The organism is Adlercreutzia muris (assembly GCF_008831045.1).
In the GTDB taxonomy this organism is placed as follows: Bacteria; Actinomycetota; Coriobacteriia; order Coriobacteriales; family Eggerthellaceae; genus Adlercreutzia; species Adlercreutzia muris.
Map to the genome: position 1 here is coordinate 22551 of NZ_WAJS01000017.1, position 17766 is coordinate 40316.

Annotated in this window: 28 protein-coding genes; 20 read left to right on the forward strand and 8 right to left on the reverse strand. The window is 65.1% G+C overall.

Annotation, left to right across the window (positions count from 1 at the left end; genetic code table 11):
- Positions 1-14 precede the first annotated feature (14 nt).
- From fusA to rplW, 5 genes are read left to right on the forward strand one after another with little or no spacing between them, the layout of a single operon-like run.
- On the forward strand, positions 15-2132 hold the full coding sequence (fusA, locus tag F8D48_RS06570; protein ID WP_135971144.1) for an elongation factor G: 2118 nt from the start codon (positions 15-17) through the stop codon (positions 2130-2132).
- Positions 2133-2169: 37 nt separating this feature from the next.
- Positions 2170-2478 (forward strand): 30S ribosomal protein S10, encoded by a 309-nt coding sequence (rpsJ, locus tag F8D48_RS06575; RefSeq protein WP_016309237.1) that lies wholly within the window; start codon positions 2170-2172, stop codon positions 2476-2478.
- 14 nt (positions 2479-2492) lie between these two features.
- Entirely contained in the window at positions 2493-3113 is a 621-nt protein-coding gene (gene rplC / locus F8D48_RS06580; RefSeq protein ID WP_135971145.1) for a 50S ribosomal protein L3, read from the forward strand.
- Between the two features lie 33 nt (positions 3114-3146).
- A complete protein-coding gene (gene rplD / locus F8D48_RS06585; RefSeq protein WP_135971146.1) occupies positions 3147-3773 on the forward strand; it encodes a 50S ribosomal protein L4 in 627 nt (208 codons plus the stop codon).
- Complete coding sequence (gene rplW, locus F8D48_RS06590) at positions 3773-4060, forward strand: 50S ribosomal protein L23 (RefSeq protein ID WP_151430602.1); 288 nt, start codon at positions 3773-3775, stop codon at positions 4058-4060. Before rplD ends, rplW begins: the two co-directional genes overlap by 1 nt.
- A gap of 30 nt (positions 4061-4090) precedes the next feature.
- On the opposite strand, the gene F8D48_RS06595 is transcribed toward rplW, so the two are convergent.
- From F8D48_RS06595 to F8D48_RS06625, 7 genes are all read right to left on the reverse strand, one after another.
- A complete protein-coding gene (locus tag F8D48_RS06595) occupies positions 4091-5650 on the reverse strand; it encodes a recombinase family protein (RefSeq protein ID WP_170272759.1) in 1560 nt (519 codons plus the stop codon).
- A gap of 90 nt (positions 5651-5740) precedes the next feature.
- Positions 5741-6094, reverse strand: a complete 354-nt coding sequence (locus F8D48_RS06600) for a DUF2513 domain-containing protein (protein ID WP_170272760.1) — start codon at positions 6092-6094, stop codon at positions 5741-5743.
- Positions 6095-6140: 46 nt separating this feature from the next.
- On the reverse strand, positions 6141-6467 hold the full coding sequence (locus tag F8D48_RS06605; protein WP_151430608.1) for a hypothetical protein: 327 nt from the start codon (positions 6465-6467) through the stop codon (positions 6141-6143).
- Between the two features lie 11 nt (positions 6468-6478).
- Complete coding sequence (locus tag F8D48_RS06610; protein ID WP_151430610.1) at positions 6479-6922, reverse strand: DNA-binding protein; 444 nt, start codon at positions 6920-6922, stop codon at positions 6479-6481.
- A gap of 34 nt (positions 6923-6956) precedes the next feature.
- On the reverse strand, positions 6957-7133 hold the full coding sequence (locus F8D48_RS06615) for a type II toxin-antitoxin system HicA family toxin (protein WP_151430612.1): 177 nt from the start codon (positions 7131-7133) through the stop codon (positions 6957-6959).
- 34 nt (positions 7134-7167) lie between these two features.
- Positions 7168-7392: a hypothetical protein gene (locus F8D48_RS06620; RefSeq protein ID WP_151430614.1), complete on the reverse strand. Its 225-nt coding sequence runs from the start codon at positions 7390-7392 to the stop codon at positions 7168-7170.
- A 40-nt stretch (positions 7393-7432) separates the two neighbouring features.
- Positions 7433-7822, reverse strand: a complete 390-nt coding sequence (locus F8D48_RS06625; protein ID WP_151430616.1) for a helix-turn-helix domain-containing protein — start codon at positions 7820-7822, stop codon at positions 7433-7435.
- A gap of 149 nt (positions 7823-7971) precedes the next feature.
- Between F8D48_RS06625 and F8D48_RS06630 the strand changes: the two genes are divergently transcribed.
- The 3 genes from F8D48_RS06630 (at position 7972) to F8D48_RS06640 (ending at position 9320) form a co-directional block, all read left to right on the forward strand.
- Positions 7972-8598: a hypothetical protein gene (locus F8D48_RS06630; protein ID WP_151430618.1), complete on the forward strand. Its 627-nt coding sequence runs from the start codon at positions 7972-7974 to the stop codon at positions 8596-8598.
- A 179-nt stretch (positions 8599-8777) separates the two neighbouring features.
- Complete coding sequence (locus F8D48_RS06635) at positions 8778-9029, forward strand: hypothetical protein (RefSeq protein ID WP_028026576.1); 252 nt, start codon at positions 8778-8780, stop codon at positions 9027-9029.
- Positions 9030-9092: 63 nt separating this feature from the next.
- Positions 9093-9320 (forward strand): hypothetical protein, encoded by a 228-nt coding sequence (locus tag F8D48_RS06640; RefSeq protein ID WP_151430620.1) that lies wholly within the window; start codon positions 9093-9095, stop codon positions 9318-9320.
- On the opposite strand, the gene F8D48_RS06645 is transcribed toward F8D48_RS06640, so the two are convergent.
- On the reverse strand, positions 9317-9484 hold the full coding sequence (locus F8D48_RS06645; protein ID WP_151430622.1) for a Ros/MucR family transcriptional regulator: 168 nt from the start codon (positions 9482-9484) through the stop codon (positions 9317-9319). The genes F8D48_RS06640 and F8D48_RS06645 overlap by 4 nt on opposite strands.
- 132 nt (positions 9485-9616) lie before the next feature.
- Between F8D48_RS06645 and F8D48_RS06650 the strand changes: the two genes are divergently transcribed.
- From F8D48_RS06650 to F8D48_RS06695, 12 genes are all read left to right on the forward strand, one after another.
- Positions 9617-10000 carry a hypothetical protein gene (locus F8D48_RS06650; protein ID WP_151430624.1) on the forward strand — a complete coding sequence of 128 codons (384 nt, stop codon included), beginning with the start codon at positions 9617-9619 and terminating at the stop codon, positions 9998-10000.
- Between the two features lie 225 nt (positions 10001-10225).
- Positions 10226-10423, forward strand: a complete 198-nt coding sequence (locus F8D48_RS06655; protein WP_151430626.1) for a hypothetical protein — start codon at positions 10226-10228, stop codon at positions 10421-10423.
- Positions 10424-10541: 118 nt separating this feature from the next.
- Entirely contained in the window at positions 10542-10712 is a 171-nt protein-coding gene (locus F8D48_RS11650; protein WP_170272761.1) for a hypothetical protein, read from the forward strand.
- On the forward strand, positions 10709-11254 hold the full coding sequence (locus tag F8D48_RS11655) for a hypothetical protein (protein ID WP_170272762.1): 546 nt from the start codon (positions 10709-10711) through the stop codon (positions 11252-11254). The genes F8D48_RS11650 and F8D48_RS11655 overlap by 4 nt, the downstream gene beginning before the upstream one ends.
- Positions 11185-12111, forward strand: coding sequence for a DUF1351 domain-containing protein (locus tag F8D48_RS06660; RefSeq protein WP_170272763.1), 927 nt, complete (start codon positions 11185-11187; stop codon positions 12109-12111). The genes F8D48_RS11655 and F8D48_RS06660 overlap by 70 nt, the downstream gene beginning before the upstream one ends.
- A gap of 2 nt (positions 12112-12113) precedes the next feature.
- Complete coding sequence (locus F8D48_RS06665) at positions 12114-12899, forward strand: hypothetical protein (RefSeq protein WP_151430630.1); 786 nt, start codon at positions 12114-12116, stop codon at positions 12897-12899.
- Positions 12896-13273 (forward strand): hypothetical protein, encoded by a 378-nt coding sequence (locus F8D48_RS06670; RefSeq protein ID WP_151430632.1) that lies wholly within the window; start codon positions 12896-12898, stop codon positions 13271-13273. Before F8D48_RS06665 ends, F8D48_RS06670 begins: the two co-directional genes overlap by 4 nt.
- A gap of 16 nt (positions 13274-13289) precedes the next feature.
- On the forward strand, positions 13290-14372 hold the full coding sequence (locus tag F8D48_RS06675) for a DNA polymerase III subunit beta (protein ID WP_151430634.1): 1083 nt from the start codon (positions 13290-13292) through the stop codon (positions 14370-14372).
- A gap of 11 nt (positions 14373-14383) precedes the next feature.
- A complete protein-coding gene (locus F8D48_RS06680) occupies positions 14384-14641 on the forward strand; it encodes a hypothetical protein (protein WP_151430636.1) in 258 nt (85 codons plus the stop codon).
- A complete protein-coding gene (locus F8D48_RS06685; RefSeq protein ID WP_151430638.1) occupies positions 14638-14853 on the forward strand; it encodes a hypothetical protein in 216 nt (71 codons plus the stop codon). Before F8D48_RS06680 ends, F8D48_RS06685 begins: the two co-directional genes overlap by 4 nt.
- A gap of 75 nt (positions 14854-14928) precedes the next feature.
- Positions 14929-17421, forward strand: coding sequence for a DNA methyltransferase (locus F8D48_RS06690; protein ID WP_205717342.1), 2493 nt, complete (start codon positions 14929-14931; stop codon positions 17419-17421).
- Positions 17421-17759, forward strand: coding sequence for a hypothetical protein (locus F8D48_RS06695; RefSeq protein WP_151430642.1), 339 nt, complete (start codon positions 17421-17423; stop codon positions 17757-17759). The genes F8D48_RS06690 and F8D48_RS06695 overlap by 1 nt, the downstream gene beginning before the upstream one ends.
- Positions 17760-17766: the final 7 nt, after the last annotated feature.

Consider the following 17766-nt stretch of genomic DNA (forward strand, 5'->3'; position numbering starts at 1 on the left):
GGCTGGTGTGATATATGGCTAAAATCGATCTGAAGGATACGCGCAATATCGGCATCATGGCCCACATCGATGCAGGCAAGACCACCACGACCGAGCGCATCCTCTACTACACGGGCAAGACCCACAAGATCGGCGAGGTGCACGACGGTGCCGCTACCATGGACTGGATGGTCCAGGAGCAGGAGCGCGGCGTGACCATCACCGCTGCCGCCACCACTTGCTTTTGGAAGTACCCCGGCGGCGCTGCCGGCGGCAAGGAGTACCGCTTCCAGATCATCGACACCCCCGGCCACGTGGACTTCACGGCCGAGGTGGAGCGTTCCCTGCGCGTGCTCGACGGCACCGTGGCCGTGTTCGACGCCGTTGCCGGCGTGCAGCCGCAGTCCGAGACCGTGTGGCGCCAGGCTGAGCGCTACGGCGTGCCCCGCATCGCCTTCATCAACAAGTACGACCGCGTGGGCGCCGACTTCTTCCATGCCATCCAGACCATGCGCGATCGTCTGGGTGCCAAGGCCGTGGCCGCCCAGGTTCCCATGGGCGCCGAGGACAACTTCTGGGGCGTCATCGACCTGGTGACCATGACCGCCTGGGACTTCAAGGCCGACGACAAGGGCATGACCTACCCCGAGCCCATGGATGCCATCCCGGCCGAGTTCGCCGACGATGCCGCCATGTACCGCCAGGAGCTTCTGGAGGCCGCCGCCGACTGCGACGACGATCTCATGGAGAAGGTCCTCATGGAGGAAGAGGTCACGGTCGAGGAGCTGAAGGCCGCCATCCGCAAGGGTGTCATCGCCTGCCAGATCAACCCGGTGTTCGTGGGCTCCGCCTACAAGAACAAGGGCGTGCAGGAGCTGCTGGACGCCGTGGTCGACTACATGCCGTCCCCGGTTGACATCCCCGCCATCAAGGGCACCAACCCCGACACCGATGCCGAGGAGGAGCGTCCCGCCGACGTGAAGGCCCCGTTCTCTTCCCTGGCCTTCAAGATCATGACCGACCCCTACGTGGGCAAGCTCACTTACCTGCGCGTCTACTCCGGCGCCCTGGACGCGGGCAGCTACGTGCTGAACGCCGTGAAGGGCAAGAAGGAGCGCATCGGACGCTTGCTGCAGATGCACTCCAACCAGCGCGTGGACATCGACGCCTGCCAGGCTGGCGACATCGTCGCCGTCGTGGGTCTGAAGGATACCTCCACCGGTGACACCCTGTGCGCCGAGAACGCGCCGATCATCCTGGAGTCCATGGAGTTCGCCGATCCGGTTATCGACATTGCCGTGGAGCCCAAGACCAAGGCCGAGCAGGACAAGATGGGCGTGGCTCTGGCCAAGCTGGCCGAGGAGGATCCGACCTTCCGCGTGTCTACCAACCACGAGACCGGCCAGACCATCATCGCCGGCATGGGCGAGCTGCACCTGGAGATCATCGTCGACCGCCTGCTGCGCGAGTTCAAGGTGGAGGCCAACGTGGGCAAGCCCCAGGTTGCCTACCGCGAGCGTCCGGGTCACGAGGTGCTGAATGCCGAGGGCAAGTTCGTACGCCAGTCCGGTGGTCGCGGCCAGTACGGTCATGCGGTCATCAACATGTACCCGCAGGAGGCCGGCAAGGGTTACGAGTTCGTCAACAAGATCGTCGGCGGCGTGGTGCCCAAGGAGTACATCCCCTCCATCGACAAGGGCATCCAGGAGGCGCTGAACTCCGGCGTTCTGGCCGGCTATCCGGTCGAGGACGTGAAGGTCGAGCTCATCGACGGCTCCTACCACGACGTTGACTCCTCCGAGGCTGCCTTCAAGGTGGCCGGCTCCATGGCCATCAAGGACGCCCTGCGCAAGTCCAACCCGGTCATCTTGGAGCCCGTCATGGCCGTCGAGGTGGAGACTCCCGAGGAGTACACCGGCTTTGTCATGGGCGATATCCCGTCCCGCCGCGGCCTCATCCAGGGCCAGGAGCAGCGCAGCTCCTCGGTCGTCATCGAGGCGAAGGTTCCGCTGGGCAACATGTTCGGTTACGCGACCGACCTGCGCAGCGGCACCCAGGGCCGTGCGGTGTACACCATGCAGTTCGACTCCTACGAGCCCGTGCCCAAGTCCGTGCAGGACGAGATCATCAGCAAGGCCGGCGGCAACGCCTAGGGCGCCCGTCAGCAACTTCTATTTGGAGGTAATGTAAGTGGCAAGTCAGAAGATTCGCATCCGCCTGAAGGGGTACGATCATGAGATCGTGGATCAGTCCACGCGCCTCATCGTCGATACCGCTCAGAAGACGGGTGCCAAGGTTTCCGGTCCTATTCCGCTGCCGACGGAGCGCAACCTGTACTGCGTCATCCGCGGTCCCCACGTGAACAAGGACTCCCGCGAGCAGTTCGAGATGCGCACCCACAAGCGCCTCATCGACATCCTGGAGCCGACCCCCAACACGGTCGATTCCCTGATGCGTCTCGATCTCCCCGCTGGCGTTGACATCGAGATCAAGCTGTAAAGGAGGTTTGGGACATGATTAACGCTATCTATGGCAAGAAGATCGGCATGACCCAGATCTTCGACGAGGACGACCGCATCGTTCCCGTGACGGTCATCCAGGCCGAGCCGAACACGGTGTGCCAGGTGAAGACCGTGGACACCGACGGCTACGAGGCCGTGCAGATGGGCTTCGGCTACATCAAGCCGCGCCGCGTGAACCGCCCCATGCAGGGTCACTTCGACAAGCAGGGCGCCGAGCCGAAGCGCTACCTGCGCGAGGTGCGCGTGGAGAATGCCGGCGAGTACAAGGTGGGCGACACCCAGACCGTGGCTGCCTTCGCCGAGGTGAAGAAGGTGGACGTCACCGGTACGTCCAAGGGCAAGGGCTTTGCCGGCGTCATGAAGCGCTACGGCTTTGCCGGCGGCCCGGGCGGCCATGGCGCGCACTTCCACCGCGCTCCCGGTTCCGTCGGCCAGTGCGCCACGCCCTCTCGCGTGTTCAAGGGCCTGCGCCTGCCGGGCCACATGGGCTGTGATACCGTGACCGTGAAGAACCTCGAGGTCGTGCGCATCGACGAGGAGCAGAACCTGATCCTCGTGAAGGGCGCTGTCCCCGGCGGCAAGAACGGCATCGTGCGCGTGCGCATGGCTTAGTGAATCGATCGGTAACAAGGAGTTACAGAAATTATGGCAACTATTGAGATTAAGGACGTGAAGGGCGCTGCCGCCGGCACGGTCGATGTGAACGACGCCGTGTTCGGTATCGAGCCGAACGTGCCTGTCATGCACCGCACCGTGAAGGCGCAGCAGGCCGGTTGGCGTCAGGGCACCGCTAACACGCGCACCCGCGGCATGGTCCGCGGCGGCGGCAAGAAGCCGTGGCGTCAGAAGGGCACCGGTCGTGCCCGCCAGGGTACCATCCGCGCTCCCCAGTGGGCTGGCGGCGGTACCGTGTTCGGCCCGCACACCCGCTCCTACGACCAGAAGGTCAACAAGAAGGAGATCAAGCTGGCCATGCGCAGCGCCCTGTCCGCGAAGCTGGCCGACGGCGAGCTCGTGGTGGTCAAGGACTTCGATTTCGAGAAGCCCTGCACCAAGGACGCCGTGGCGCTGATCAAGGCCCTGGGTCTGGAAGGCAAGCGCATCTGCGTGGTCATCGGCAACGAGGACATCGAGGCGTTCCTGTCCTTCCGCAACATCCCCGAGGTGAACATCCTGCCGGTGGGCGATATCAATACCTACGAGCTCATTGACAACAAGGTGCTCGTCATCGCCGAGCCGTGCCTGGCCCGCATCGAGGAGGTGCTTGCATAATGGAGAAGGATCCCCGCGACGTCATCATCCGCCCCGTCATCACGGAGCACAGCTACGATGCCATGGAGAACAACGTGTACACCTTCGAGGTAGCCAAGGACGCCAACAAGGTTGAGATTCGCCAGGCCATCGAGGCTATCTTCAAGGTGAAGGTGGTCAAGGTGAACACCCTGAACGTGAAGTCGAAGCCGAAGCGCGTTCGCTACCAGGAGGGTCGCACCCGCACCTGGAAGAAGGCCATGGTCACCCTGGCCGAGGGCGAGACCATCGAGATATTCAGCGCATGATATAACCCCCTACCTGAACAGGGATTATATCTATCGTAGAGAGACCCCCAGGCGGATTTCCCCCGTCTGGGGGTCTCTTTCGTATTCTATGCGGGAGACGATGGACTTCACCATGTCATTCACCTCTTTGGCGCGGCCCTCGTAGTTTCGCAGCGAGTCCACTACCTCGCGGAGGGCCACGACGCGCGCCAGGGCCTCGCCATGGTCGTCTGCGGCCTCAGCCTCGGCCTGGGCCAGTTGAGCCTCTAGGGAGGCCCTGCGGCCGTCTGCGAGCACCTTGCGCGACGCGAACTCCGCATCGGTGATTATTCCGCGCTCGACGAGCCTGAAGAGGTTGTCACGGGCCGCGTCCTCCTCGGCCAGCGAGCGGCGCAGCGACTTGGCTACTTGCCGCGCGGCCTCGACCTTCTGCCCGTCGTCGGCGTCGATGGCCACCTCTATGTCCCTCGTCACGGACAGCAGCGCGTCCACCGCCAGATCCACGACGTCACGCATGACGGCTCCCTGCATATGGCACTCGTAGCGGTTCGACTGCGGGTGCGTGTACCACTCCGTCTTGCCCCGGCCGTCGCCCCTGCGCTCCCCGGGGAATATGGAGCGAGCCATGGCCCGCCCGCAGCCCTTGCACACGAGCACCCCGGCGAGCGGGTTGCGCAGCGGCTTTCCCGTGTGCTCGGACGTGCCTCCGTGCGCGTCGAGCTGGCGGTTGGCGGCATAGAACAACTCGTCGGTGATGAGTCCCGCGCCTCGATGCAGTCCCTCGGCCAGGATCCTCTCGTCGTCCTTCGGGACGCCCCGCACCTTGCGCCGGTTCATCTCCTCGTCGAACTGCACCCGCGTCTTTCGCTGGTTCCAGCGCACGTAGCCGATATTCACGGGGTTTCTGATGATGCTGGTGATGGTTTTCGCGTCCCAGTGTTTGCCGCGCGGGGTAGGGAATCCCTGGCGGTTGAGGTCGTCGGCCATGCCCTTCGGGGCGCGCGCCCAGGACGCTATGTCGGTGTACATCTGGAAAAGCCGCTCGTGGTGCTCGCCGGGGCGCAGGGTCTTCATGTGGTCGACGGTGCACTTCTCCCAACCGAAGGGCGCTATGGATCCGAGGTACTCGCCGCGCCGAGTGCGGTTCTCCTTTCCGGCGATGAGGCGCTTCTTAATCCAGCCAAGCTCCACCCGCCCCATCATCAGGTTCATCTCCACGGCGTTGCTGTCGTAGTCGTCGGCCAGATCGAAGATCTTCCCCGGCGTGATGATGATGGTTCGCGAGTACTTGAAGGCGTTCATGATGACGCCCTGGTCTATCATGTCGCCACGGCTGATGCGCTGGATGTCGTAGGCGAGGACGCCGTCCCACTCTCCGCGCATGACCTCGTGCACGAGCTGCACGGTCTCGGGCCTCTCGTCCAGGCGGTCGCCGGAGACCAGCTCGCGGTAGACCTTGGAGATCTTGATGCCGAGATTCGAGGCGAGGAGGCGGAGCGCATCCTCGTGCAATGCCAGAGTCTCCATCTGGCCCCGCGCCTCGGCCTCAACGTCCTCGCGGGATTTTCTGAGTAGCATGGCGTAACGCCCGTCGGGCTTGATCGTGCCCATGGTATAATTCGACCCACCTTCCGCTCGTCGGTTGGTAACTTTTGCTTGAGCCTCGCGCATATGGGTTGCCGCCCGCGCGGGGCTTTCTTCTTACAGTCCGGCCATCACGGCCGCCTCGGTCATCTTCACGGCCACTGCCTTGAACACCGAGAACGACGCGTCGCCCGTGGCCTTCGCCACCCGCGACTTAACCTTCTGCCAGATGGTGTCCGACTCTACCGTCGCGAGGAAGTCGTTGCCCTCCCATGTCAGCTCGCTCGCCACTGCGAAGTACGGGGCGTCGCCGGCGTAGGTGACCGTCGCCTTTATGAGGCCCGCCTCGTCCATGATGCGGAAGTGGTAGCACACCTCCTCGAACGTCGTGCCCTCGGTGACGAACGCCGACGCCTTGAGCGGGCCGCCGGCCTCGGCCATGTCCTTCAGGATCCGACGAACCAAGTCCATATCTCTTCTCATTGCTCACCTCCCGTTTTCCAGTCGGGCCATTCTATCATCTGGATGCGGCCGCCGCGCGCTCGATCCACCGCCTGAAACTGTCGCCGTCGGCCGTGCTGCGGAACTCCACTATCCGCGTGCCGCCGCCCTTCGCCAGGTCGTAGACCCTCGCCCGCGTCACACGCTTGCGCTGGCCGCCACGGACGTAGAAGTCCTTGTTCGCCCAGGCCTCGCCGAACTCGGCTCGCGGGTCATCGTAGGAGAACTCGACGCCGCCGCCGAAGCCGGCCCGCCTCAGTTCGAGCCGCCTGCGCGATGCCATGAGCACCAGAGGCTCGCCCCGGTTCCCGCGCACGAGCCATCGTCTGCTGAAGATTCCCATGGCCTGCCCTCCTATGCCGTGACGGCCTTCTTCGGCCGCCCAGCCTGAGGGGCCTCCTCCTTGCGGGCCTCGACGCTGCCGCGCGTCAGCCAGGTACGCCCGTCCATCTTGAACGTCTCGAGCTGCCCCGCCCTCACCATCTGGGAGACGCGTCCGGGCGTCACGCCCAGCTCGCGCGCGGCCGCCGCCGCCGTCATGCGGGGCACCGTCTCCTTGCCCGCGTCCACGGCCACGATGACGGTGCGCCCGCCCTCGCGCGGCTCGTTGCCGAAGGTGGCCTCCGGGAACTCAAGCCCGCGCATGGCGCGGTGCTCCATCTCGATCTTCAGCCAGTCGGCGGCCATCTCGCAGGCCTCCGCGAAGTCGGTGCCCTGGGTGCCGCCGTCCATGTCGAAGGGCAGGGCGACCATGACGCCCTCGTCCTCGAACACCTCGAACTCGTACACATGAAGCATGTCCTGCTCCTTTCCGATGCGGTGGGGGGCGGGGCTACTTCAGCCCCGCCTGCTTCTTCATCTCCTCGAAGAGCCTGTTCCCGATCTCGGTGTGGCGGCCCAGCGTCGTCCACCTTCCGTCCGGGTGAACCAGCCTGTCATGGTTGGTTCCCTTGACCAGAACGAAGCCCTCCTCCTTGAAGAACCTCACCACATCCTTTCGCTTTACCATCGGTTTTCCTTTCATCCGATGATGATATTATAAACTAAAGTTTAGCAATACGCAAGGGAAATCTAAATATAAGTTTAGTAAATGCCAGGAATCCCGTTATCAGCGTCACGATAGGGAGCCAAATGAACGCCGAGTTCCCGATGGCGTCGAGAATCCACGGCATCTGCACGCCCGCCAGCGACAGGAGCGCCAGAGGAAAACCAAGGATACTGCACAGGGTGCTGGCGACCGACAGCGGCTTGCTGTCTGCCAACTTCACCCATATGCGCCTTTTCGTAATCATCAGGCCATCTTCCTAGCTACGCAATCCCGGGAACGGAATTATCCTGCACGGCGGCCTCGGACGCGCGGAGGCTTTTCAGCTTCTGGAACTCCAACTGATCGAGGATCGCGCCCCTTCCCTCCTCGGGAAGCGACTCGAAGTCCTCCACGAGCCGGACGGTCTCTATTTCCATAACCGGCGCGGTATGTCGCTCTATGGCCGGGTCGTCTTTGAGTCCTGCGAGGTAGTCGAGGGATACGTTAAGCGCTTTAGCGATTCTCGCTGCGGTGGTTATCGTGGGGTCTTTTGTTTTGCCTTTCACGATGTAGGCGACCTGACTAGATGTTAATCCAGACGCTTTGCACAGGTCAATTTGCCGCCATCCGCGTGCGTTCATTACGAGGTTAAGCCGCTCGGTAAATATCATCACGAACCTCCTTCTAATCCTATAGTAAATTTTTCGACCAAAAAAATCAATATTTAAGTTGACAAAGTCGAAAGATCGACTATAGTACGTGTTGTTAAGTCGAAAGATCGACTAAACAAGTAGAAAGATCGAATCGAAGGAGCCCCGCAATGGAATGGACGATGATCACGGACGCGCGCCTCAAGGCCTACGCCTACGACGGAGACGGCAACGACTGGAGCATCTCCTTCGACGGCTACACCGATTGCGAGGCCCCGCTGGGCGGCGACGGCGTGGTGCTCACCCGCAACGACGAGCGTGTGGCCTCCGTTGACGTGGAGTACTTCGGAGACGACGCCGAGGCTGCTGGCTTCGACATGGACGCCGTTGTCTCCCTGGTGGTCGAGTCCCTAAAGACCATCGCCGAGGCGATGGCCTCCGGTACCTCGGCCGACGATGCCGAGCAGCGGGAGTCCGCCGGGCATGCGGACGGCGGCGTGGAGTTATCCATCAGCGAAAATGCGGCTTCCGGCCGCACGCACTTCAAGGGCAGCACGGCCGACGGGTACGCGTTCTATGGCATCGCGGATCCGCAGCCGTCCGAGGTTGGCATCCCCACCCCCGAGCGCCCCGACGGCTCGCGCGTGGTGAAACTCAACGTCTGCGCCCCCGACGGCGCGTGCGCCTACGACTACTGCCGCGCGCTGTTCATGCCGGCCGAGGACGATGCCGACCGCGAGGCCGTGACCGAGATCCTGGCTGCTCTTGATGCGGCGCTCTGCAGGGCGGGGGAGTAGGGCCGTGGGAGCGAAAGCAGCCTTCTACGTCGTCTGGTGGGTGAGCATCTTGCTCACTTTCACCCTGCTGGCTACGGGCAACGGCCGTGCGTCCGCGCTGTTTTCGGCGTTCAATCTTTTATGCGCGGGCATGGTAATCGGGTGGCATCTTGCAGGTAAGCGGAGGGGAGGTGATAACGATGCCAAGAATCGGTGAGACGGGGGAGTTCTACCGCCCCGTCATCGACGATGCGGTTCTCGCCTACACGGCTGTCCACCGCATCAACATGGACGACTTCGCCCGAGATGTGATGGGCATGGCTCCCGGGACGTTCTCGGCCAAGCGGCGCGGACTGCGCGAGTTCAGCCTTGGCGAGACCGCGAAGCTGGCCCGCATCACCGGCTTCTCGCTCGACGAGGCCGTGTGCCTCGGCGATGGCGGCGCGGCCTAGCCGCAAAAGCAGCGCAGGCACCTTGAGAACCGGATACGCGCACTGAACGGAAAGAGAGGAAACATGGAGCAGAGCAGCATAACCATCGATGCGGACGAGATCGCCGCCGTCTGCCTCGCAGAAGGGAGAGTCCCCATTGTCAAAGACAAAGAGTTTTCCGCTAGGCGTTTCATGCTCAAGCAGATGGCGTTCTTCGTAGCCAAGACGTTCATGGAGGGAAGCCGGGCCACCTTCCTGCGGAAGTGGTTAGCCTTGAAGATGGCCCGCCTGGTCGTGGAGGCGAGAGCCTAGAACTCGCCGTCCCCGTCCGTGTCTCCGGCCGCAGCGCTATCCAGAGCATCGTAGACCTTCGCTATGAGGTCTGCGACGTACTCAGGGTCAGGCTGTGCGCCCGACACCGCAGATGCCACTATGGCCGCTGTCATTCCCAGCACGTCGCCGTCGTTGAACTCCATGGGTCATCACCTCCCTTCGCAGATGATTCTATCAGGCGCTCCAGTGCGTGTATCCGGCTCTCAAGTAGCCGAGCGAAAGTTACCAACCATCAAGCGAAAGTTACCAACCAACAAGCGAAAAGGAGAAACGAAATGACCGAAGAGAAGAAATCGCCCGAGGGCCTGAACGTGATCATCGAGTCCGACGGGGACTGGCGCGAGGTCATCGGGGGTACCCTGTGCCTTGTCGCGGTCGTCGGCGACGACGGCACGAAGAGCTACGCCTACGGGGCTGTCAGCACGATTGGCGCCTACGCGGTCATCGACGCCGCGTCCCGCCAGATCGGGGCGGTTGCCGACAAAGCCGGAATCGGCGCGGATGCGGCGAAGGCCATCGCCTGCGACTGCATCGCAAAGCAGATGTGCGAGTCGAGATCCGAGCGCGCCGCCGGGCTCCCCGGCAACATCCTCGCCGGCATCGATCGGGAATGCGGCGGCTGCCCCGACTTCGCCTCAAAGGAATCGGCCGGTTCCTAATCGGCTTCCCGTCCGGCCCCTGCGGGGGCCGGCATCCACGGGGCGGCACCGGGCGCGCAACGACAGGCACTCGGACGCGCGCCTTGCAGGAATAGCGGCGGGTCAGCCGTGCCGCCCCGTGGATGCCGTTGGGCGTCCGAACCTTGAAAACCGAATGGCCGACTGCCGGGAACGCTGGCCGGAAAAGCGACCCCGGAGACGAACCTGCAAGCGAGAGGAGGCGTCATGACGCCATCCGATCCCGTTGCGTTCCCCGAGGGGACGCACGTGTACACAAGCGGCCTCGGCACAGTCACCGTGCACGTGCCGAGGCCTGTCACCGCATCGGACATCGCGCCGGCGGTGAGACGTTTCATCGAGAGGAGTGATGATTTTGGCGAAGCGCACATACCCGCGCCCGACGCGGCGAAGGCCGCCGCGTAGCCCCAACAAGGAAAGCGCGCCCCAACTGACCAAGGCGGGGGCGCGCGGCCTGAGGGAGTCCGTAAGGAAGAACAGCCCCAAGACATCCAGATATTACCACATTCCCCGCGAGCCGCGCATGAGCGCGGCCGACGTGGCTTTCGCCGCAGTCATTATCGCGGTCGTGCTCGCCTGCATCTGGGGACTCGCGGCCGCCCACGACATCGGCTTCGAGACGGGCAGGGGAGAGGGTTGGGCCGACGGCTACGCCGCCGGCATCGAGGCCGCTGCGGACGGCCCGGCGCTATGAGCCGCGACGCGGGGCGCGGCGCGGGAATGCGCCGCAAGACCCCCGAGGAGCTGCTCGACTACGGCCTCGATTGGATTGCCTCCCACCGCGGCACCTACAACCGCGTCATGCACCTGTGTCTGTGCGAGGTGGAGGCCGGCGAGGACTGGGTGGGCCGCGACTACATCTACCGCATGGCCAAGAAGAGCCGGCTCCGCATAACCAGCGACAAGGAGTTCCGCTTCTCCCACGAGTTGTGGAGCGTCATCGCGCGCTACATGGTCATGATGCGGCCCTCGCTCGCCCGGGTAATCTCGTGCAACCGCTCCCCCATAGACGATTTCGACCTGGAGCAGAAATGGCACGACCGGGTGGGCGACGGCACGGTGTTTCTGGCTCGCAGCTACGCCGAGGCCAAGAGGATGTGCCGAGAGGACGACCCCCTCGCGTCGAGGCTTTCGAGAGAGAAGAAAAGCAAGAGAAAGGAAGGCAGATGCCGAAAGACAACGAAGGGCGAGCTGTGCCGAGCGGCGCAGCAGAGCCTGTTTCAGATGGAAGCGTGAGCGCCCTCTCCGTCATCGAGATGGGCGCGACCTCCGGCGGCCTGTCCGCCGATTTCGAGGCCATGAAGGTCGCCGCCCGCGCCTACGTCAGCAAGGTCGTGGGCATGGACATCGTGACCGACGAAGACCGCAAGGCGGCCTGGAAGATCCGCGCCGACCTCAACTCCAAGGTGGAGGCCATCGAGAAAGCGCGCAAGGACGCCTTCCGCGCCTACGACGCGCCCAAGGAGGCCTTCAAGGCAAAGTGCGAGGAGGTGAAGTCGGTCATCAAGGAGCAGATCGCCATCATCGACGGTCGGCTGAAGGAACTCGATGACGAGTTCACCGCCGCCCGCAAGGCGGCGCTCCTCGCCGAGTACGAGACCCAGGCCCCCGATCTCATGGCCGCCATACCGCTCGAGCGGTTCATCGAGCGCGAATCCGCGCTCATGGGCCGTAGCTGGAGCGAGACGAAGGCCGTCTCGAAGCTCGGCCAGATGATCGCCACGGCGGTGAGCGACCGCGAGGCCATCCGCGCTGCCGCCCCGAAGTTCGCCACGGCAGCGGACAAGCACTACTGCGAGCGCCTCGACCTGTCAGCCGCCCTCGCTGAGGCGAAGCGGCTCGCCGACGAGGCCAAGGCCCGCGAGCGCCACGCCGAGCAGATGCAGCGCGAGGCCGAGGATCGCGTCGCCCGGGCCATGGCCCAGGCCAAAGCCGCCGAGGGCGGGGGCGCTCCCTGTCGCCCCAAGTCGCCCGCGTCCGAGGTTCGCGAGTGGGACTTCCGCTTCCGCGCCACGAAGGCCCAGGCGACGATGATCGCCGAGTACGCAAAGTCCATCGGCGTGGTGAGCGACGGCATCAAGGGGGTGGCGTAGCTGTGTGGGAGGAACTTACCGAGCGCCAGGCCTCCGCGCTGGCACGCCTGCGCGAGCCGTTTCCCGAGGACGCCGTGGAGCTGCGGCCCGTGTACGTCGGCGAGTACGACCGCAACGATGCCGGAGACCGCTTCGTCCCGCCCGAGGCGTACCACGTGTGCCCGAGGTGCGGCAAGCGCCACCCCCTGCCGGCGAAGCACCTGAGCTACATCGGCCACGCGCGCATCACCGAGCGCCTGAACGACGTAGACCCCTCGTGGTCGTGGCGTCCAATGGCATCGCGCCAGGACGGCGCTCCGCTCGTCATAGCCGGCGGACTGTGGATCTACCTCACCGTCTGCGGCATCGAGCGCATCGGCTACGGGGACGCAGACGGCAAGTTGGGGGCCGATGTGACCAAGGAGGTCATCGGCGACGCGATCCGCAACGCGGCCATGCGCTTCGGGTGCGGCCTTGAGATGTGGATGCGCGACGACGAGGAGGTGACCCTGCCGCCGGTGGCCGAGGACAGGCGCGTCCCGTTCTCTCCGCACCTCGGCGCGAAGGCCGCCAAGGCCCAGCGCAAGCTCGCCGACACCATCGCCGCCATCCACGACCTCGGGGCCTACGACGGCAACGACATCGCCAGCGCGATCTTCGCCGAGTTCGGCCAGCACTACTACCGAATGAACGAGCCTACGGTGGAGGCAGCGCTTGAGTTCATCGACGAGGTGTTCCCGCTCCCCGAGCCGCAGTGCGAGGGACAGCTCTCCCTCCCCGTCGATGACGTCGAGGTTATACCCCTTTGAGCGGGTCGCTCATGTCCCGCCTGTCGGCTCACAACATGGGCGGCGAAGACCACCTCCCGGGGTGGTGCGCCGTGTGCGGCCGCCCTCATCCCGAGCGGCACCACGTCGTGGCCCGCTCCCTGGGCGGCACGGCCGGCCCCATGGTGCACCTGTGCGGGCGCGGCAACGCCCTCTACGACGCCGACGGGCGCATCCTCCACCACGGGGCGGCTGAGATGCACAGGCTGCACCTGTGGTGGGTTGACGGAAGGGATGCCGACATCGCGCCTTCCGTGCGCGGGTGGCAGAGCGCCTTCTGGGCCTACCTGCTGACCGATTTTCAGACAAACCCGTGGGACGCCCTCCGCTTGCCGGGGTGGCGTCCCTTCCCATAGTAAAGGAGGTGGCGAATTGATCGTCACTATAGACAGGGACGAGCTTCGCCGGGCGATGGCGAGCCCCTGCAAAATCGCCAAGGGCCAGAGGGACAGCCACCTGGCCTGCGTGCTGCTTACCGCCAAGGGCGACGCCCTGGCGGTCGAGGCGAACGACCTCGAGGAGTCGTGCTCCACCAGCGTTGCCGCCCTCGTCGAGGAGGAGGGTCAGGTGCTCGTGAGCGCCAAGTCGCTCGACTCGATAGTCAAGTCGATGAGCGACGGGGCGGTGACCGTATCGGGCAGCGATGGCTCCGTTTCGGTGTCTTGCGGCCGCGCGTCTTTCGACGTGCCGTCGCTCGACCCCTCGGACTTCCCGCCCTTCCCGGCCCCCGAGGACGGCTGCTCGGTCACGGTCGCCGCCGACTCCCTGGCGGCCCTCGTCAAGGCGTGCTCGTGGGCGTGCGCCGACGAGGGCAAGGGCGCTGGGTCTGGTGCCGGCAGAACCGTCGAAGGCGTGCTCGTCGAATCCGGCGGCGGCTCTCTGCGGCTGACGGGCACCGACGGCCTGGCCATGGTTCGCGCGAAGTGCGACGCCCCCGGCGTCGGCGAGATGCGCGTGCCGTTCCCGCCCGGGTTCCTCGCCGCCGCTGCGGCCTCCTGCGCGGGGTCGGACATCACGCTCTCGGCATCGCGCAACCAGCTCCGGGCTTCCGGCCCCGGCGTGGTCATTACCGCGCGCGGGTACTCCGGCGAGTACCCGCCTGTGGACAGGTTCTTCGAGGGCGAGGAGAACTGCTCCGTCCGCATCGGCAGGGCCTCGGCCCTCGACGCCGCCCGCCGCGCCGCCGTCATCCCCGGCTCGAACCCCGTCACGCTCGGCTTCGACGACTCGGGCGCTACCTTCGTGCGCGCGTCAGATCGGGAGTCCATGCGCGAGACCGTGGATGCCGAGGTGTCGTCCCCGTGCGAGATCGGGCTCAACGCCAGGTGCCTCGTCGAAGTGCTCGCCTGCCTGGGCGATGGCGCGGTGAGCATCTCCATGCAGGATCCTCTCAAGCCGTTCATTCTGCGCGCGGGCAGCACCGAGGCGCTGCTGATGCCCGTGCGCCTGCGGTAGGAGGTGGGCTAATGGCTGCCATGGAAAGCGACTACGCTCTGCTCGCCGAGTACGCGCGAGGCGTCCACTACGCCTTCGTCGAGGCCGTGCGCCGCGCGAACGAGGCGGTTCGCCAGCGCGACTACTACCGGCGGCGCGCCATCGACGCCGAGTGCGCCCTGCGCGAGGCAAATGGCCGGTGCCCCGAAGACGAGCTGTGCCCGAAGATCCTGGGCGATGTGTGCCGCGCCTGCGGCGAGGATATGGACAAGGAGGCGAGGTACCTGTGATCGACTTCAGAAACGTCGGCCAGTTCCTGGCCCTCATGGCGTTCACGCTCGCCTTGATCGGCCTCGGCCTCATCTCGTCGGGGATCTCCATCGTCTTCGGCGAAGGTGCCGGTTACTTCTTCGGCGGCGCGTCGTTCATCGGGTGCGCCGGCATCGTCGCCGCCGTATGGCGGCGGCTCCTCCACGAGATGGGGGACGGCGATGGGGAATAGCTTCGCGGCCTACATACCGCAGATCGGATGGCTCGCCTTCATCGGCGGCACCTTGTACAGATTGGAGGTGGTCGAGTGATCGACCTCTACTACAACTTCCTTTCCCGCAAGGCGGTGTGCGCGCCGCGCAGCGGGTTCGACCCCGGCGACGACGTGTCGCCGGTGCTCTTCCCTCACCAGCGGGACATCGTGCGGTGGTGCCTCCGTGGCGGCCGCCGCGCCATCTTCGCCGCGTTCGGCCTCGGCAAGTCTCTCATGCAGCTCGAGATAATGCGACTCATCCTCGCCCACGAGGGCGGCGGCCGGTGCCTCATCGTCTGCCCTCTCGGCGTGCGCCAGGAATTCAAGCGCGATGCCGAGCTGCTCGGGATGTGCCCCCAGTTCGTCCGGCGCACCGAGGAGGTGGTGGGCGACGGCCTCTACCTCACCAACTACGAGTCCGTGCGCGACGGCCGGCTCGATGTGTCTCTCTTTGAAGCCGTGAGCCTCGACGAGGCGAGCGTTCTCCGCTCGTTTGGGTCGAAGACCTACCAGACGTTCCTCCAGCTCTTCGATGACGTGCCGTACCGTTTCGTTGCCACCGCCACGCCGTCGCCCAACCGCTACAAGGAGCTCATCCACTACGCCGGGTACCTCGGGGTCATGGACACCGGCCAGGCCCTCACGCGGTTCTTCCAGCGCGACTCCACCAAGGCGGGCAATCTCACGCTCTACCCGCACAAGGAGCGCGAGTTCTGGCTGTGGCTCGCCACCTGGGCCGTGTTCGTGCAGCGCCCGAGCGACCTCGGCTATTCCGACGAGGGCTACGAGCTGCCGCCCATCGAGGTCGTCTGGCACGAGGTGCCGATGCCCGACGACGCCGCCCCGGCCGAGGATCGCGACGGCCAGCTCAGCTTCATCCGCGACTCCGCTGTGTCCCTCTCTGCGGCGGCCGCCATCAAGCGGGCCACCATGGGCGCGCGCATCGAGAAGGCCGCAGAGATCGTCGCAGCCTCCCCCGACGATCATTTCGTGCTCTGGCACGATCTTGAGGACGAGCGCCGCGAGATAGGCCGGCAGATTCCCGAGGCTGTGGAGGTGTACGGCTCGCAGGATCTCGACGAGCGGGAGTGCCGCATCGTTGGCTTCTCTGACGGGGAGTTCCGCGTGCTCGCCACCAAGCCCGTGCTGTCCGGCTCCGGCTGCAACTTCCAGCGCCACTGCCACCGCGAGGTGTTCTGTGGGGTCGGCTTCAAGTTCAACGACTTCATTCAGGCTATCCACCGCGTCCAGCGCTTCCAGCAGTCCGAGCCGGTGCGCATCGACATCATCTACGCGGAGGGGGAGGGCCACGTCGTGGACGCCCTGCGCGAGAAGTGGCGCGCCCACGACGAGCTCACCGAGCGCATGGCCGCCATCATCCGCGAGTACGGTCTGGCCGAGGCCGACGCGGCGTGCGCCATGCGGCGCTCCGTGGGCTGCGAGCGCCGCGAGGAGTCGGGCGACGGGTGGCGCGTCGTCAACAACGACACGGTGGAGGAGACGGCCTCCATGGAGTCCGACTCGGTAGACCTCATCGTGACGAGCATACCCTTCTCCAACCACTACGAGTACACGCCGAGCTACAACGACTTCGGCCACACGAGCGGAAACGGCGAGTTCTTCGAGCAGATGGACTTCCTCACCCCCGAGCTGCTGCGTGTGCTGCGCCCCGGCCGCATCTACGCGTGCCACGTCAAGGACAGGATCCTGTTCGGCGGGGTCACCGGCGCGGGGCTGCCGACGGTAGACCCGTTCCACGCGCAGGTGATCGCGCACTGCATGGCCCACGGCTTCGATTACGTGGGCATGGTCACGGTGGTCACCGACGTCGTGCGCGAGAACAACCAGACCTACCGCCTTGGGTGGACGGAGCAGTGCAAGGACGGCACGAAGATGGGCGTCGGCTGCCCCGAGTACGTGCTGCTCTTCCACAAGCCCCAGACCGACCGCACGCGCGGATACGCCGACGTCCCCGTCGCGAAGGGGAAGGACGAGTACAGCCTGGGGCGCTGGCAGACCGACGCCCACGCCTTCTGGCGATCCTCGGGCGACCGCCTCCTTGAGGCCGCCGACTTCGCCGACATGGACATGAGCGGGCGCTGCCGGCTGTTCCGGGACTTCACGCTGTCCCACGTCTACGACCACGAGTGGCACGTGTCCCTGGCCGACGCCATGGCTGACTCGGGGCAGCTCCCCACCACGTTCATGGCCCTCGCCCCCGCGTCGTGGAGCCCCGACGTGTGGACGGACGTTTCGCGCATGATGACGCTCAACACCGAGCAGTCGCGGAAGCGCCGCCAGAACCACGTCTGCCCACTGCAGTTCGACATCGTGGACAGGCTCATCGAGCGCTACAGCAACCCTGGCGAGGTGGTGTTCGATCCGTTCGGCGGCCTCATGACAGTGCCGCTGCGCGCCGTCTCCATGGGCCGTCGGGGTATGGGCACGGAGCTCAACCCCGGCTACTTCGACGACGGCGTGGCCTACCTGCGCGCGCACGACGAGAAGGCCTACGCGCCCACGCTCTTCGATGTGGGGGCGGCGTGATGGCTGTCGGCGACTTCGAGGGCATGACTATTGAGGAGCTGTGCGCCTGGGCCAACGGCCTTTGCGTGTGCAGATTCGGCATCGTCGAGGAGTTCGGCGAGCCCCGCGTCAAGGTATCCAGCGAGAACGTGCACATCGCGATGTCGTTCGGCCGGTTCAGCGAATCAGTGTCGATTGTCGGCGGCTTCCGCATGGTTCAATTCGGCGCTCTCGACAACCGCGAGGGCAACTACCACGGCTGCGGATGCGGCATCGCGTATCTTGACGAGCTTGAGCGCAAGATCGCCTTATGGGCGGATCTTCTCGAACTCCGCGACGACCAGCTCAGGCTGTTCTAGGGGGTGG